Raw genomic sequence first — 15301 nt, 5'->3', positions numbered from 1 at the left:
GCGCCGGCCTTCAGGCGTCGCCCTCCAGGCCGAGGAGCGCGCGCATCCGCGTGTACTTCTCGGTCAGCCGGGTGCGGGTCGGCTCGTCCAGGGCGGCGAGGCGGGCCGGGTCCGCGTTGTGAGCCAGATCGGCCGCCTTCACCAGCAGCGCGCCGGGCGTGGCGAGGATCCGGGCGGCGTACGCCTCGGGCGGCTCCCCGGCCCGCTTGGTGAGCGCCCGCACGATGGCCTTCGTACGTTCGCTCAGCGGGGCCTGGTCGAGCCATCGCTCGGGCATCGCGTCGTCCTCGACGGCGTCGTGCAGCCAGGCGGCGGCGATCTGCTCGGGGTCGCCGCCGCGGGCCCGGACGCCCTCCGCGACGGCCTGGAGGTGCTCGGCGTAGGGCCGCCCGGCCTTGTCGGTCTGGCCCTGGTGGGCGGCCCGGGCCAGGGCCTCCACCTCGGCGAGGGGCAGGGTGTGCGGGGTCTCGGTCACCCCGCCGGTGTTCTCGGTCACCCCGCCAGTGTCTCAGCGGGCCGCCGGCTGCGCCTGCGACGACCGGGTCTGCGCGTGGATCTGGGCCTGGGCGGTCGGGCCCTCGCGGCAGATCAGCAGCAGGGCCCGGTCGTCGTTGACGTCCTTGGCGACGGCCTCGATGAGGTGCCAGGCGGCGCCGTGGAAGCCGCCGGCGACATAGCGGTCGGCCTCGCCGGTGAGCCGGTCGATGCCCTCGACGATGTCCCGGTCGGAGGTCTCCACCAGTCCGTCGGTGAACAGCATCAGCACGTCCCCGGGTCGCAGCGAGCCCTTGACCGGGTCGAACTGGGCGCCCTCGTACACACCGAGCAGCGGGCCCTCGGCCGCCTTCTCCTCCCAGCGGCCGCTGCCCGCGCTGAGCTGGAGCCCCGGCGGGTGGCCCGCCGAGTACAGCTCGTAGTCCCCGGAGTCCAGGTCCAGGACGAGGTGGATGGAGGTCGCGAAGCCCTCGTCCCAGTCCTGGCGGAGGAGGTAGCCGTTCGCGGCCGGGAGGAAGGCGTGCGGCGGCAGGGAGCCGAGCAGGCCGCCGAAGGCTCCGGAGAGCAGCAGGGCGCGGGAGCCCGCGTCCATGCCCTTGCCGGAGACGTCGGTGAGCACGACCTCCAGGGTGCGGCCGCCGTTGGTGCGGGCCGCGACGACGAAGTCGCCGGAGAAGGACTGGCCGCCGGCCGGGCGCAGCGCCATCTCGCGGTGCCAGCCGGCCGGCAGCTTGGGCAGCCGGCTCTGGGTGCGGATGCGCTCGCGCAGGTCGAACAGCATGGTGCCGCCGCGCCGCCAGGGCACGCCGACCCGGCTGCGGAACTGGGCGATGAGCAGCCCGAAGAGGCCGCAGGCCGCGACCACGAGCACCACGCCCGGGGTGACCCGGGAGGGGCCCTCGGTGTACGGGCCGAGCCGGATGGACTCCACGATCAGCGCGGTGGCCGCCGCCGCGTACAGGCCGAGCAGGCTCGCCGGGCGCAGCAGCAGGCCGCCCGCGACGATCGGCAGGACCAGCGCGGCCGGGGAGCACCACACCGGGTTGGCGAGTGTGGTGAGCGCGATCAGCGGCACGGTGAGCAGCAGTCCGGCGAGGGCGACCCAGTCGGAGCCGTCGCCGCGGAAGTAGTCGACGGCGCTTCTGCGCAGGGCGACGCGGGCCCGGTGCCACTGCATCTTCCACCGGGCCGGGAACCTCTCGGCCGCCGCGCGCCGACCTCGTCCTGCTGCCATTAGTTCGGGACCCTATCCATCGGACCGGTCGCCCGGCACGGGAGGTCCCACTTGTCCCCCGTCCGAGGCTCGACTTCACAGTGAACTGCACGGAAAGCCGCCGTGGCGCCGCCTGCCGGAAATTCCGTGGCTCGCCCCTCAAGGCCCTGATAGGCATGGACCATGGCGATGGCGAGCGAGGGGCCGGACGGACTGCGCGTCCTGCGGCCGGACGACTGGGACGTGTGGTACGACACCCTGCTGCGCGCCTTCGGCGGTGCGCCGGAGGCGGCCGAGGAGCGGGAACTGTGGCGGGAGCTGACCGAGTTCGACCGTTTCCTGGGCGTCTGGGACGGCAGTGCCTGCGTGGGGACGGCCGGGGCGTTCTCGTTCCGGCTGACCGTGCCCGGCGGGGCGTCGGTGCCCGCGGCGGGCGTCACCATGGTGGGCGTGGCCGCCACGCACCGGCGGCGCGGGGTGCTGACCTCGATGATGCGGCGGCAGCTGGACGACGTCCGTTCGTGGGGCGAGCCGCTGGCGGTGCTGACCGCCTCCGAGCCGGACATCTACGGCCGGTTCGGGTACGGCGTGGCGACGTACGCGCTGGGCGCGGAGATCGACACCGGCCGGGTGCGGCTGTCGGTGCCCGCCGGGACCGATGACGTACGGCTGCGGTACGCGGCGCCCGCCGAGGTGCTCGGCGCGTGCGAGGCGGTCTACGCCGAGCTGGTGCCGCGGCGGCCCGGCATGCTGGCCCGGCTACCCAAGTGGGAGCGGGTGGGGCTGCTGGACCCGGAGAGCGAGCGGGAGGGCGCGTCGCCGCTGCACTGCGTGGTCGCCGAACGCGGCGACCGGATCGTGGGGTACGCGCGCTACCGGGTGAAGCTCGGCTGGGGCGAGAGCGGCCACGACGGCACGGTGATCCTGGAGGAGCTGGCGGCGCCGGATCCCGCGGTGGACGCGGCGCTGTGGCGGTTCCTGTTCGGCATCGACCTGACCTCCACGCTGGTGGCGCGGGGGCGGCCGGTCGACGACACCTGGCAGTACCTGGTGTCGGACACCCGGCGGTGCCGGCCCCGGCTGCGGGACTCGCTGTATCTGCGGCCGGTGGAGGTGGGGGCCGCGCTGGAGGCGCGGACGTACGCCGCCCCGGTGGACGTGGTGCTGGACGTGGAGGACGCCTTCTGCCCGTGGAACACGGGGCGTTGGCGGCTGAGCGGGGACGCCAAGGGAGCGACCTGCGGGCGGACCACGGACGCGGCGGATCTGGCGCTGTCCGTCCGGGAGTTGGGCTCGGCCTATCTCGGCGGGGTGTCCCTCGCGGCGCTTGCCGCGGCCGGGCGGGTGCGGGAACTGCGCGCCGGGGCGCTGACGGAGGCGTCGGTGGCGTTCGGGGCGGCGGGTCCCGCGCCGTGGCTGCCGCACGGGTTCTGATCCGGCTGCCTCAGGTCCGCTGACAGGCCGGGCACCAGAAGAGGTTGCGGGCGGCGAGACCGGCGGTGCGGATCTCGCCGCCGCAGATGTGGCAGGGCAGGTTCGCCCTGCGGTACACGTACACCTCGCCGCCGTGGTCGTCGACGCGGGGCGGGCGGCCCATCGCCTCCGGTGTGTGTTCGGGGCGGACGGTGTCGATGCGGTTGAGGCGTACGCCCTCGCGCATCAGGGCGACGAGGTCGTTCCACAGCGCGGTCCACTCGGCGGGCGTGATGTCCCTGCCGGCGCGGTAGGGGTCGATGCCGTGCCGGAAGAGGACTTCGGCGCGGTAGACGTTGCCGACGCCGGCGATGACCTTCTGGTCCATCAGCAGGGCGGCGATGGAGGTGCGGCTGCGGGAGATCCGCCGGTGGGCGAGGGACGGGTCGGCGTCCTCGCGCAGCGGGTCGGGGCCGAGGCGGTCGTGTATGGCCCGCTTCTCGGCGGTGGTGATCAGCGCGCAGGTGGTGGGGCCGCGCAGGTCGACGTAGGAGGTGTCGTTCGCGAGGCGCAGCCGGACCGTGTCGGTGGGCGGGGGCGCCGGGGCGTCGCCGAAGGCCACCTTGCCGAACAGGCCGAGGTGGATGTGGACCCAGTCGGCGTCGCGGAAGCGCAGGAAGAGGTGCTTGCCGTGGGCCTCGGTGGCGGTGAGGACGGCCCCGTCGAGCAGGTCGGCGGCGTCGGAGAACTTGCCCTGGGGGCTGGTGACCCGGGGGGCCGTGCCGGAGAAGCGGGCGGCGTAGTCGTGCGCCAGCCGGTGAATCGTGTGCCCCTCTGGCACGGTTCCTGCGTCCTTCCAGCCCCCCGAGGGGCACCGTCTCCCTGTCCGCCCCCTGGGGAGCGGGGTCAGTCCTGCTGCGGGTGGTGCGCCGGGATCGGCGGCAGGTCGCCCGTGGTCTCGTACGCCGAGAGCATGTCGATGCGGCGGACGTGGCGCTCGTCGCCGGTGAAGGGGGTGCCCAGGAAGACCTCGACGAACTTGGTCGCCTCCTCCTGGGTGTGCATGCGCGCGCCGACGGCCACGACGTTGGCGTCGTTGTGCTGGCGGCCCAGCGCGGCCGTCTCCTCGCTCCAGGCGAGGGCGGCACGGACGCCCTCGACCTTGTTGGCGGCGATCTGCTCGCCGTTGCCGGAGCCGCCGATCACGATGCCGAGGGAGCCGGGGTCCGCGGCCGTCTTCTCCGCGGCGCGGAGACAGAAGGGCGGGTAGTCGTCCTGGGCGTCGTAGATGTGGGGGCCGCAGTCCACGGGGTCGTGGCCCGCTGCCTTGAGCCATTCGACGAGGTGGTTCTTGAGTTCGAAGCCGGCATGGTCCGAGCCGAGATACACGCGCATGGGATGAGTGTGACATGCGCGCGGCCGGGCAGCAGGGTGGGGTGTCGGCACCGAGAACTGTGAGCAGGACCACTGAACCTCAGGGAAACCTCAAGTAACAATCCGGATTCAAAGGTTCAAGAATTCGTTCGCCTCGGATTCACTGGTCCGACTCGTACGCCGCTTGTACGGGAACTGATCATTCCGGCGCAAAGGAATCCGTCCCATGACTTCGCAGCCGACCCTGACGAAGGCCGACAACGGCCACGGAGGCCCCGGAGGGACCGGCGATCCCGGTTCCGGCAGCGGACTCCAGGCAGGGCTCAAGAACCGCCATCTGTCGATGATCGCCATCGGCGGCGTCATCGGAGCCGGACTCTTCGTGGGGTCCTCCTCCGGTATCGCCACCGCCGGCCCCGGCATCCTCCTCTCCTACGCGCTCGTCGGCACGCTCGTGGTGCTGGTGATGCGCATGCTCGGTGAGATGTCGGCCGCCAACCCGACCTCCGGCTCCTTCTCCGCGCACGCCGACCGCGCGCTCGGCCGCTGGGCCGGGTTCTCCATCGGCTGGCTCTACTGGTTCTTCTGGGTCGTGGTGCTCGCGGTCGAGGCGACCGCCGGTGCCGTGATCCTCGAGGGCTGGGTCCCCGCCGTACCGCAGTGGGCCTGGGCGCTCATCGTGATGGTGGTGCTGACCGGCACCAACCTGGTCTCCGTCGGCTCCTACGGCGAGTTCGAGTTCTGGTTCGCCGGCATCAAGGTCGTCGCCATCGGCGCCTTCATCGTCATCGGCGGGCTCGCGGTGTTCGGCCTGCTGCCCGGTGCCGACAGCGACCAGGCCGGCCTGTCCAACCTCACCGAGCACGGCGGCTTCCTGCCCAACGGGCCAGGGGCCATCCTGACCGGTGTGCTGCTGGTCGTCTTCTCCTTCATGGGCAGCGAGATCGCGACCCTCGCGGCCGGTGAGTCGGAGGACCCGCAGCGGGCCGTCACCAAGTCGACCAACAGCATCATCTGGCGGATCGGCGTCTTCTACCTCGGCTCGATCCTCGTCGTCGTCTCGCTGCTGCCGTGGGACTCCAAGTCCATCCAGGACAAGGGCTCCTACGTCGCCGCGCTGGACTCGCTGGGCATCGCGCACGCCGGTCAGATCATGAACTTCATCGTGCTGACCTCGGTGCTGTCCTGTCTCAACTCCGGCCTCTACACCGCCTCCCGGATGGCCTTCTCGCTCGGCCAGCGCGGGGACGCCCCGAAGGCGTTCGCCCGGACCACCGAGCGCGGTGTGCCGCGTACGGCGATCCTCGTCTCCGTGGTCTTCGGGTTCGTGGCCGTGTTCTTCAACTACAAGTTCCCGGACTCCGTCTTCCTCTTCCTGGTCAGCTCCAGCGGTGCCGTCGCGCTCTTCGTCTGGCTGGTGATCTGCTTCTCGCAGCTGCGCATGCGGAAGATCATCCAGGCCGAGGCGCCGGAGAAGCTCGTCGTGAAGATGTGGCTGTACCCGTACCTGACGTGGGCGACCGCCGCGATGATCGTCTTCATCCTCGGCTACATGCTCACCGACACCGAGCACGACGGGCGCAAGACCGTCCTGCTGTCGCTGCTGGTGGCCGCGGTGGTGCTGGTCATCGCCGTGGTCCGGCAGAAGCTCGGGTCCGGCCAGGACCGGGAGCGGGACGAGGTCGCGGCCGGCTGACCTCCGCCGTCCGGCACCCGGAGGGCCCGCGGCCCGTCCGGCACCTCGAGGGCCTCGCGGCATGCGCCGCGGGGCCCTTTCGCACGGCATGGCACGGCACACCGAGCACGGCGCTGAAAAGTTGACGGCAGTTGTCAGGTTATGCCGCCATCCTCGGCGGCATGAATCTCACCAGCACCGACATCACCGCAGCTCCCCTCGTCCTCCGCCCCGATGACGCCGGGTACACGGAGGAGACCGCCGGCTTCCAGACCGGGTTCGTACGGCGGCCCGCCGTCGTCTTCGGCGCCGCCTCGGCCGAGGACGTGGTGGCCGCCGTGCGGTACGCGGCCGAACGGAACCTGCCGCTCGGCGTCCAGGCGACCGGCCACGGCACGCCCGGTGACTTCGAGGGCGGAGTCCTGGTCGGCACGCGGCGCATGAACCGCGTCACCGTCGACCCGGTCGCCCGCACCGCCCGGGTGCAGGCGGGGGTCCGCTGGAGCGAGGTCGTCGCGGCCGCCGCCCCGCACGGGCTGGCGCCGCTCAGCGGCTCGGCGCCCTCCGTCGGGGCCGTGGGCTACACGCTGGGCGGCGGGCTGGGCCTGCTGGCCCGGGAGTTCGGCTATGCCGCCGACCACGTGCGCTCCCTGGACGTCGTCACCGGCGACGGGCGCCCGCACCGGGCCGTGCGGGAGGACTCCGAGCTGTACTGGGGGCTGCTCGGCGGCGGAGGCGGGCTCGGGATCGTCACCGAGCTGGAGATGGGGCTGGTCCCGGTGGCCCGGCTGTACGGCGGTTCGCTGGCCTTCGACGGGCGGCTCGTCGACCCGGCGGCGGCGCTCGCGGCGTACGAGGCGTGGACGCGGACCGTGCCGGACGGGCTGACCTCGTCCTTCGCCGCTCTGCCGTACCCGGACGTGCCCGCGATGCCGCCGCACCTGCGGGGCCGGTACGAGGTGTCCGTGCGTGTGGCGTACACCGGGACGGACGGGGAGCGGCTGGTGGCGCCGCTGCGGGAGATCGGGCCGGTCCTGGCCGACTCGCTGCGGGAGATGCCGTACACCGAGAGCCACACCGTCCACAGCGACCCGGACTTCCCGCACTCCTACTACGGGGACAGCGTGGTGGTGCGCGAGCTGGACGTGGAGCGGGCGGGGGAGGTGCTGCGGCGCACCGGGCCGGACGCGGACGCCATGGTGGTCGTGCAGGTCAACCATCTGGGCGGGGCGCTGGCGCGGCCCGCGCCGAACGCGGTGCCGTTCCGTGACGGGCGGTTCCTGGTGCGGCTGCTGACCGTGGTCGGCCGGGAGCCGGCCCGCGCCCTGCTGGACCCGGTGTTCGCGCTGCTCGCGCCGGACGCCCTCGGGCGGTCCGTCAACTTCGCCCTGGGGGCCGGGGACCGCACCGAGGGGCTGCACGACCCGGAGACGCGGAAGAGGCTCGCCGGGCTGAGGTCGTCGTACGACCCGGCGAACCTCTTCGGTACCGGCTGAGGGTCACCGCTCGCCGGCGAGCTTCCAGGCGGCGGGCAGCGCGCCCATCGCCAGGGCGGCCTTGAGGGCGTCGCCGATCAGGAACGGGGTGAGGCCGGCCGCGATCGCCGCGGAGGCGGACAGGTCGAGCGACAGGGCGAGGTAGGGCACGCCGACCGCGTAGATGACCGCCTCGCCGAGCAGCATCGCGCCCGCCATGCGCCACGGGGAGCGGTCGGCGCCGCGGCGGGCCAGGGCGCCGACGACGGTGGCGGCGAGCAGCATGCCGAGGACGTAACCGAAGGACGGCATGCCCGCGCCGGAGGCGCCCTCGGCGAACCACGGCACGCCCGCGATGCCGGCCAGGGCGTACAGCGCGAGCGAGAGGAAGCCGCGGCCGGCGCCGAGGGCGGTGCCGACGAGCAGCGCGGCGAAGGTCTGGCCGGTCACCGGGACCGGGGAGCCGGGCACGGGCACGGCGATCTGGGCCGCCAGGCCGGTGAGCGCGGCACCGCCGGCGACGAGGGCGATGTCGCGGACGCGGGAGGCCGGGAGCAGGTCGGCGAGGACCTGGCCCGGACGGGCGAGGGAGGTGGCGGTGGCGGTGCTCATGGGGACTCCGCGGGTGAGGGCGGTACGGGACACCGTGACGCTAACCCAGGGGGGTCGGGCCGATCACCGTTACCGGTCGACAAAGGCGGCAGCGCGGGTGTGGTGGGGTGCGCACAAAGAGTGCCGATCACACCCCCCGCGACGTGATTACGGTCACTGAGGTGGGGACGTGTGCGTCACGTGGGGCGGGGCGGGGCAGGCTGTAGGTTTTCGCCAACCCGGCGGGAATCGTGCTCTCCCGGGCCGGGTGAGCGGGGCCGTACACTCCGTATTCCGCGCGTCCGCATAGTGAACGGTGGTGTCCTGTCACCGGGGCCGCCGCCCAGACTGTGGGCGCTTTTACCTGTCCCCGCTCACGGATGGACGAGCCGCGCCCATGCCCAGCCCTACCGCTCAGGAGACCCCGCCGCAGGCGGACGCCTCCCTCTCCCACGGCCTGAAGCAGCGCCACCTGTCGATGATCGCCCTCGGCGGTGTGATCGGCGCGGGCCTGTTCGTCGGTTCCGGCGCCGGTATCGCCGCCGCCGGGCCGTCGATCGTCGTCGCCTACGTCCTCTCCGGCCTCCTGGTGATGCTGGTGATGCGGATGCTGGGCGAGATGTCCGCCGCCTACCCGTCGTCGGGTTCCTTCTCCGCGCACGCCGAGCGGGCGATCGGCCCGTGGGCCGGATTCACCGCCGGCTGGTCGTTCTGGGTGCTGCTGTGCACGGCGGTCGGCCTGGAGGGCATCGGCGCCGCGAAGATCGTCAGCGGCTGGCTGCCGGGGACGCCCGAGTGGGCGTGGGTGGCGCTGTTCATGGTGGTCTTCTGCGGGGCGAACCTGGCCGCCGTGAAGAACTTCGGCGAGTTCGAGTTCTGGTTCGCGGCGCTGAAGGTGCTCGCGATCTCGCTGTTCCTGGTGCTGGGCGTGCTCGCCATCCTGGGCGTGCTGCCGGGCACCGACGCGCCGGGCACCGCGAACCTCACCGGCGAGGGCGGCTTCCTGCCGGGCGGCGGTGAGGGCCTGGTCATCGGCCTGCTCGCCTCGGTGTTCGCGTACGGCGGCCTGGAGACGGTGACCATCGCGGCGGCCGAGTCCGAGGACCCGGTGCGCGGGGTGGCGAGCGCGGTCCGTACGGCGATGTGGCGCATCGCTCTGTTCTACATCGGCTCGATGGCGGTCGTGGTGACGCTGGTGCCGTGGGACTCGAAGGAGATCGTCGAGTCCGGCCCGTACGTCGCCACCCTCGACCACCTCGGCATTCCCGGCGCGGGCCAGCTGATGAACGTGGTCGTGCTGGTCGCCCTGCTGTCGGCGATGAACGCCAACATCTACGGCGCCTCGCGCATCGCCTACTCGCTGGTGGAGCGCGGGCAGGGCCCGAAGGCGCTGGGCCGGGTGTCCGGCGGGGTGCCGCGGATCGCGGTGCTGGCCTCCTCGGTGTTCGGGTTCGTGTGCGTGCTGCTCAGCTACTGGCGGCCCAACGACGTCTTCCCCTGGCTGCTGAACATGATCGGCGCGGTGATCCTGGTCGTCTGGATCTTCATCGCGGTCTCCCAGCTGCGGCTGCGCCGCCGGGTGGAGCGCGAGGCGCCGGAGAAGCTGGTGGTGCGGATGTGGGCGTTCCCGGTGCTGACCTGGGTGGCGCTGGCCGGGATGGCGGCGATCTTCGTGCTGATGGCGCGGGAGCCGGACACCCGGGTGCAGTTGTACTCGACGGGCGGCATGACGCTGTTCCTGGCGGCCGTCGGCTACCTCTGGCAGCGAAGGCGGGAGCAGCGGGCCGAGGCGTGAGCCGGGTTTGTCCCTCCCTGAAGGCCCCCACGTGGCGACACGTGGGGGCCTTCTTGTCGCCCTCGTCCCGCCCGCGCCCCTTGTTGTTGATAGCGTGTAGTTGCAAGCTCTTTGCAATAAGAGGTCGGAGGGGACCCGCCATGCCCGTCTACACGCTGCCTGAACTGCCGTACGACTACTCCGCGCTCGCCCCCGTGATCAGCCCGGAGATCATCGAGCTGCACCACGACAAGCACCACGCGGCCTATGTGAAGGGCGCCAACGACACGCTGGAGCAGCTGGCCGAGGCGCGGGACAAGGAGCAGTGGGGGTCGCTCAACGGCCTGGAGAAGAACCTGGCCTTCCACCTGTCCGGGCACATCCTGCACTCCATCTACTGGCACAACATGACCGGCGAGGGCGGGGGCGAGCCGCTGGAGAAGGACGGCGTGGGCGAACTGGCCGACGCCATCGCCGAGTCGTTCGGCTCCTTCGCGGCCTTCAAGGCCCAGCTGTCCAAGGCCGCCGCCACCACCCAGGGCTCGGGCTGGGGCGTGCTGGCGTACGAGCCGCTGAGCGGCCGGCTGATCGTCGAGCAGGTCTACGACCACCAGGGCAACGTGGGCCAGGGCTCGACGCCGATCCTGGTCTTCGACGCCTGGGAGCACGCCTTCTACCTGCAGTACAAGAACCAGAAGGTGGACTTCATCGAGGCGATGTGGCAGGTCGTCAACTGGCAGGACGTCGCCCGCCGGTACGAGGCCGCCACGTCCCGCGCGAACGCGCTGCTCCTGGCACCCTGACTCCCTGCCCCCTGACCCCCTGGAACGTCCCGCCTCGTGATCGTCTTCTCACCCTTCACGCGGGCGGGCGGTAGGGCGGAGACCCCCGTGAGGACCTGACTCACGGGGGTTTTCCGTACCCTCGCGGTCAACCGATCGGTGGAGGCGAGGTTCCACCGGGCGCCTCTGTCCGCCGACCGCCCTGGTCGACAAGGCTTCAGGGCATGAACTCACTCACTGTGCGCATGGCCCGGGCCAGCGCCCGGCACCCCTGGCGGGCACTCGCCGGCTGGCTGGTGTTCGTCGTGCTGTGCCTGGCGGCCGGCAGCGCCGTCGGCCTCGACAGCGCCCGGACGGCCGACTACCGGGTCGGCGAGGCCGGCCGGGCGGAGGCGATGGCGGCGCAGGGCGGCCTCGAACGCCGGCCGACCGAACAGGTGCTGATCTCCGCCCGCTCCGGCGCCCTGGACGAGGCGGCCGCCCGGACGGCGGCGCGGGAGGTGACCGCGCGGATGGAGCGGCTGCCCGAGGTGGCCGCCGTCGCCGCCCCCGTCCGCTCCGCCGACGGCCGCACCCTCCTGGTCGAGGTGGCCCTGAAGGGCGAGGAGCGGGACGCCAAGGACAAGGTCGACGCGCTGCTCGCCGAGACCGGGGCCGTCCAGCGGGCCCACCCGGAGCTGCTGCTGGCGGAGACCGGATCCCCCTCCATCAGCAAGGGAGTCGACCGGCAGCGCGGCGAGGACCTGGCCCTGTCGGAGAAGATCACGCTGCCGGTCACGCTGATCACCCTGCTGCTCGTCTTCGGCTCGCTGACCATGGCCGCCGTGCCGCTGCTGCTGGCCCTGTCGTCGATCGCCGCGGCCGTCGGGCTGTCGATGGTGGCCTCGCACCTCTCCCCCGACACCGGGGTGGGCACGAACGTCATCCTGATGATCGGCCTCGCGGTCGGCGTCGACTACACCCTCTTCTACCTCAAGCGGGAACGTGAGGAACGGGCCCGGCACGGAGGCCGGCTCGGCTCCGAGGCGCTGGTCGAGCTGGCGGCGGCCACCTCCGGCCGGGCCGTGGTGGTCTCGGGACTCGCCGTCGTCGCCTCCACGGCCACCCTCTACCTGGCCTCCGACGTGATCTTCTCCTCGCTCGCCACCGGCACCGTCGTGGTGGTGCTGGTCGCCGTCGCCAGCTCGCTGACGGCGCTCCCCGCCCTGCTGACCGTGCTCGGCAAGCGGGCCGAACGGCGGGCCCGGCGGCGCACGGAACGCGGCAGGCCGCCCAGGCGGACGCGCGGCGAGAGCGGCGGCCGGGTCTGGACCGCGCTGCTGCGGCCCGCCGCCCGGCACCCGCTCGGCACGCTCTGCGGCGCGGTCCTCGCCCTGCTCGGCCTGGCCCTGCCGCTGACCGGGCTGCACATCACGGAGATGAGCCGGGACACGCACTCCCGCGAGATCCCCGCCATGCAGGTCTACGACCGGCTCAACGACGAGTTCCCGGACCGGCGCGTCACCCACCAGGTCGTCGTCCGCGCCGACGCCGGCCGCACCGCCGAGGTCGGCGAGGCACTGCGCCGGCTCGCCGCGCGCGCCGCCCAGGACCCGCTGTTCAGCGGCTCGTCCCCGGTGCGCGCCTCCGCCGACGGCCGGGTCAGCGCCCTGGAGCTGAAGGTGCCCCACCTCGGCAACTCGGAGCAGGCGTACGACTCGCTGGATCGGCTGCGCGGGACGTACCTGCCCGCCACCGTCGGCCGGATCGACGGCGCCGCGTACGGCGTGACCGGCGACGTGGCCCGCTACACCGACTATCCGGCCCACCAGAACGCCAAACTCCCGCTGGTGCTGGGCGCCTTGCTGCTGGTGACCTTCGCGATGACGCTGTGGGCGTTCCGCTCGGCGGTGCTCGCCCTGCTCGGGGTCGTCCTCAACCTGCTGTCCGCGGCGGCGGCCCTCGGGCTGCTCGTGCTCGTCTTCCAGGGCACGTGGGCCGAGGACCTGCTGGCCTTCGACTCCACCGGCTCGATCGGGTCGCGGGTGCCGCTCTTCCTGTTCGTGATCCTCTTCGGACTGTCCATGGACTACCAGGTGTTCGTGGTCAGCCGGATCCGTGAGGAGGTGCTGGCCGGGGTACCGACCCGGCAGGCCGTCCTCGACGGGATCCGCCGCTCCGCGAGCGTGGTGACCAGCGCCGCGGTGGTCATGACGACCGTCTTCGTGAGCTTCGTCTTCCTGCACATCATCGAGATGAAGCAGATCGGGTTCGTGCTCGCCGCGGCCGTGCTGATCGACGCGTTCGTGGTGCGGATCCTGCTGCTGCCGGCGGCACTGCTGCTGCTGGGCGAGCGCACCTGGTGGCCGGTGCGTCCGGACCGGTCCGTGCGACAGCCCGCCGAGCCGCCGCTGGCCGGCGTACGTTGATCGTCATGACCACGCTCGCCGGAACCCCGGCCGACGCCTTCTGGGCCGCCTCGCTGCGCCGCTGGAACGCGGTGTGCTGGGTGCTGTTCGCGGCGATGGCCGCCGGGATCGTCCTCATGGGACGGCCCGGCGGCGCGACCTACGCGGCGCTCGCGTTCCTCGCGTCCGTGGCGATCAGCTTCGCGGTCCTGGTGCGCTTCCCGGACAACCCCGTCGTACGGCCGCACGGCTATCTCACCGTGCTGGTGCTCGGCCTCGGCGGGCTCGCCTTCCTGCGCACCAGCTACGCGGCCCTGTTCATGGTGACGCTGCCGCACTACTGGATGTTCGGACGGACCCCCCGCGCCTCGATGACGTTCCTGGGCCTGGCCACCGGCGCGACCCTGGCCGGCGGCTGGGTGCGGCAGGGCCCGTCGGCGGAGTTCTTCGGCGAGACGGCGGTGTCCACGCTGATCGTCGTCGCCGTGGGTGTGCTGATCGGGCTGTGGGCGCACGCGGTGGTCGCGCAGAGCGCCGAGCGGGCCCGGCTCATCGGCGAGCTGGAGCGGACCCAGGTGCAGCTGTCCGAGGCGCACCAGCGGCAGGGGGCGGCGGACGAGCGGGAGCGCATGGCGCGGGACATCCACGACACCCTGGCGCAGGGGTTCGCGTCGATCGTCGTGCTCGCCGAGGCGGCCCGGGCCGGGCTGGCCACGGACCCCGCCCGCAGCGCCCAGCAGCTGCGCTCCATCGAGTCGACCGCCCGGGAGAACCTCGCCGAGGCACGGGAACTGGTCGGATCCGCGCAGCGGCGGGGCGGCGCGGTGGCCGGGCCGGTGGCCCTGACCCTGCGGCGGATCCTGGACCGCTTCGCGGAGGACACCGGGCTCACCGTGGAGGCGGAGCTGACGGAACTGGACTGCGACCAGCAGACCCGGATCGCGCTGCTGCGCTGCACCCAGGAGTCGCTGGCCAATGTCCGCAAGCACGCCCGTGCCTCCACGGTCGGGGTGGTGCTGGCGCGGCGGCCGTACGGGGTGGAGCTGGAGATCACCGACGACGGGATCGGGTTCGCGGCGGAGGACTCGGCGGGCTTCGGGCTCGACGGGATGCGCAAGCGGCTGGCGGAACTGGGCGGACGGCTCACCGTCACCAGCTCGGTCGGGGACGGGACGAGGGTGCTGGCGACGATTCCGGTCGCCGGCCGGGCGGACGGCGAGGGGACGCGATGAGCGGGGAAACGCTGCGGGTCGTGGTCGTGGACGACCACACCGTGATGCGGGCCGGGGTGATCGCCCTGCTCGGCGGCGAGGACGGCATCGAGATCGTCGGCGAGGCGGGGGACGGCCGCGCGGCCCTGGAGCTGATCGCCCGGCACGACCCGGACGTGGCCCTGGTGGACCTGCGGATGCCGGTGCTGGACGGGGTGGCGACGACCACCGAGATCACCGCCCGGCACCCGCGCACCCGGGTCCTGATCCTCACCACCTACGACACCGACGCGGACATCGAGCGCGGGGTGGAGGCCGGGGCGATCGGTTATCTGCTCAAGGACACCACCCGCGAGCAGCTGGTCGAGGCGATCCGGGCGGCGGCGCGCGGGGAGACGGTGCTCGCGCCGCGCGTCGCGGAGAAACTGGTCGCCCGGATGCGCCGCCCGGTGCAGGACCCGCTGACCGCCCGGGAGACGGACGTCCTCGACGCGGTCGCCGACGGGCTGACCAACGCCGAGATCGNNTGGAACGGGGGCTGCTGCGGCGGCCGTAGGAGCGTGGTCGCGGCTCAGGGCCCGGTGGGGACGTTCAGGGAGAGCAGTCCCGCCGTGCCGGTCTCCGGGTCGAGGCGCAGCTCGGTGACGGCGGCGTTGCGCAGCTTCGGGAAGACGCGGCGGTAGTCGGCGAGCGGGATGCCGAGCAGCCGGCACAGCACCAGGCGCAGCAGGGAGTTGTGGGCGACGACGAGGACGCGTCCGCCGGGGTGGGCCGCCGCGATGCGGCGCAGGGCGGCGGTTCCGCGCTCGGCGGCGGCCGTCGGGTCCTCGGCGCCGGGGAAGGGGTGGGCCACCGGGTCGGCGCGGTAGGCCGCCGCGTGCGCCGGGTCCTCCGCCGCGAACTCGGCGAGG

The 15301-nt window shown here is 72.9% G+C and carries 13 protein-coding genes and 1 pseudogene; 8 read left to right on the top strand and 6 right to left on the bottom strand.

Going from position 1 to position 15301, the window contains the following annotated elements; genetic code table 11:
• Positions 1-10 precede the first annotated feature (10 nt).
• Positions 11-475, bottom strand: a complete 465-nt coding sequence (locus CCN42_RS11345; protein WP_086735112.1) for an HD domain-containing protein — start codon at positions 473-475, stop codon at positions 11-13.
• Positions 476-508: 33 nt separating this feature from the next.
• Positions 509-1729, bottom strand: coding sequence for a PP2C family protein-serine/threonine phosphatase (locus CCN42_RS11340; RefSeq protein ID WP_086735085.1), 1221 nt, complete (start codon positions 1727-1729; stop codon positions 509-511).
• A 162-nt stretch (positions 1730-1891) separates the two neighbouring features.
• On the opposite strand from CCN42_RS11340, the gene CCN42_RS11330 reads away from it, so the two are divergent.
• A complete protein-coding gene (locus CCN42_RS11330) occupies positions 1892-3142 on the top strand; it encodes a GNAT family N-acetyltransferase (protein WP_386580686.1) in 1251 nt (416 codons plus the stop codon).
• Positions 3143-3152: 10 nt separating this feature from the next.
• Here CCN42_RS11330 and CCN42_RS11325 read toward each other — a convergent pair whose 3' ends face one another.
• A complete protein-coding gene (locus tag CCN42_RS11325; protein ID WP_086735081.1) occupies positions 3153-3962 on the bottom strand; it encodes an Fpg/Nei family DNA glycosylase in 810 nt (269 codons plus the stop codon).
• A 65-nt stretch (positions 3963-4027) separates the two neighbouring features.
• Positions 4028-4516 (bottom strand): ribose-5-phosphate isomerase, encoded by a 489-nt coding sequence (locus CCN42_RS11320; RefSeq protein ID WP_086735079.1) that lies wholly within the window; start codon positions 4514-4516, stop codon positions 4028-4030.
• 205 nt (positions 4517-4721) lie between these two features.
• On the opposite strand from CCN42_RS11320, the gene CCN42_RS11315 reads away from it, so the two are divergent.
• Positions 4722-6191 (top strand): amino acid permease, encoded by a 1470-nt coding sequence (locus CCN42_RS11315; RefSeq protein ID WP_086735077.1) that lies wholly within the window; start codon positions 4722-4724, stop codon positions 6189-6191.
• A 161-nt stretch (positions 6192-6352) separates the two neighbouring features.
• Entirely contained in the window at positions 6353-7666 is a 1314-nt protein-coding gene (locus CCN42_RS11310) for an FAD-binding oxidoreductase (RefSeq protein ID WP_086735075.1), read from the top strand.
• 3 nt (positions 7667-7669) lie between these two features.
• Here the strand turns inward: CCN42_RS11310 and CCN42_RS11305 are convergent, their stop codons facing one another.
• Positions 7670-8257, bottom strand: coding sequence for a biotin transporter BioY (locus tag CCN42_RS11305; RefSeq protein ID WP_086735073.1), 588 nt, complete (start codon positions 8255-8257; stop codon positions 7670-7672).
• Positions 8258-8633: 376 nt separating this feature from the next.
• Between CCN42_RS11305 and CCN42_RS11300 the strand changes: the two genes are divergently transcribed.
• The 5 genes and pseudogenes from CCN42_RS11300 to CCN42_RS11280 all read left to right on the top strand — a co-directional run.
• Positions 8634-10031 (top strand): amino acid permease, encoded by a 1398-nt coding sequence (locus CCN42_RS11300; RefSeq protein ID WP_086735071.1) that lies wholly within the window; start codon positions 8634-8636, stop codon positions 10029-10031.
• 140 nt (positions 10032-10171) lie between these two features.
• Positions 10172-10813: a superoxide dismutase gene (locus tag CCN42_RS11295; protein WP_086735069.1), complete on the top strand. Its 642-nt coding sequence runs from the start codon at positions 10172-10174 to the stop codon at positions 10811-10813.
• 203 nt (positions 10814-11016) lie between these two features.
• Positions 11017-13200, top strand: coding sequence for an MMPL family transporter (locus CCN42_RS11290; protein WP_086735067.1), 2184 nt, complete (start codon positions 11017-11019; stop codon positions 13198-13200).
• A 5-nt stretch (positions 13201-13205) separates the two neighbouring features.
• A complete protein-coding gene (locus tag CCN42_RS11285) occupies positions 13206-14411 on the top strand; it encodes a sensor histidine kinase (RefSeq protein WP_211294680.1) in 1206 nt (401 codons plus the stop codon).
• Positions 14408-14959 (top strand): annotated as a pseudogene (locus CCN42_RS11280) (response regulator); the annotation flags it as partial. The gene CCN42_RS11285 and the pseudogene CCN42_RS11280, both read left to right, overlap by 4 nt.
• A 2-nt stretch (positions 14960-14961) precedes the next feature.
• Here the strand turns inward: CCN42_RS11280 and CCN42_RS11275 are convergent.
• Positions 14962-15301, bottom strand: a 340-nt coding sequence (locus CCN42_RS11275) for a histidine phosphatase family protein (protein WP_143661892.1), incomplete at its 5' end; no start/stop codon positions are given.

This window comes from Streptomyces glaucescens, assembly GCF_002154375.1.
Lineage (GTDB): Bacteria > Actinomycetota > Actinomycetes > Streptomycetales > Streptomycetaceae > Streptomyces > Streptomyces glaucescens.
Note: the sequence above shows the minus strand (reverse complement) of the source record. Positions and strands in the feature narration are given on the sequence as shown.

Coding starts and splice junctions, on each gene's coding strand:
- CCN42_RS11285 (WP_211294680.1), top strand. CDS start 13,206: ATGACCACGCTCGCCGGAACCCCGGCCGACGCCTTCTGGGCCGCCTCG.
- CCN42_RS11340 (WP_086735085.1), bottom strand. CDS start 1,729: ATGGCAGCAGGACGAGGTCGGCGCGCGGCGGCCGAGAGGTTCCCGGCC.
- CCN42_RS11320 (WP_086735079.1), bottom strand. CDS start 4,516: ATGCGCGTGTATCTCGGCTCGGACCATGCCGGCTTCGAACTCAAGAAC.
- CCN42_RS11330 (WP_386580686.1), top strand. CDS start 1,892: ATGGCGATGGCGAGCGAGGGGCCGGACGGACTGCGCGTCCTGCGGCCG.
- CCN42_RS11305 (WP_086735073.1), bottom strand. CDS start 8,257: ATGAGCACCGCCACCGCCACCTCCCTCGCCCGTCCGGGCCAGGTCCTC.
- CCN42_RS11310 (WP_086735075.1), top strand. CDS start 6,353: ATGAATCTCACCAGCACCGACATCACCGCAGCTCCCCTCGTCCTCCGC.
- CCN42_RS11315 (WP_086735077.1), top strand. CDS start 4,722: ATGACTTCGCAGCCGACCCTGACGAAGGCCGACAACGGCCACGGAGGC.
- CCN42_RS11300 (WP_086735071.1), top strand. CDS start 8,634: ATGCCCAGCCCTACCGCTCAGGAGACCCCGCCGCAGGCGGACGCCTCC.
- CCN42_RS11295 (WP_086735069.1), top strand. CDS start 10,172: ATGCCCGTCTACACGCTGCCTGAACTGCCGTACGACTACTCCGCGCTC.
- CCN42_RS11290 (WP_086735067.1), top strand. CDS start 11,017: ATGAACTCACTCACTGTGCGCATGGCCCGGGCCAGCGCCCGGCACCCC.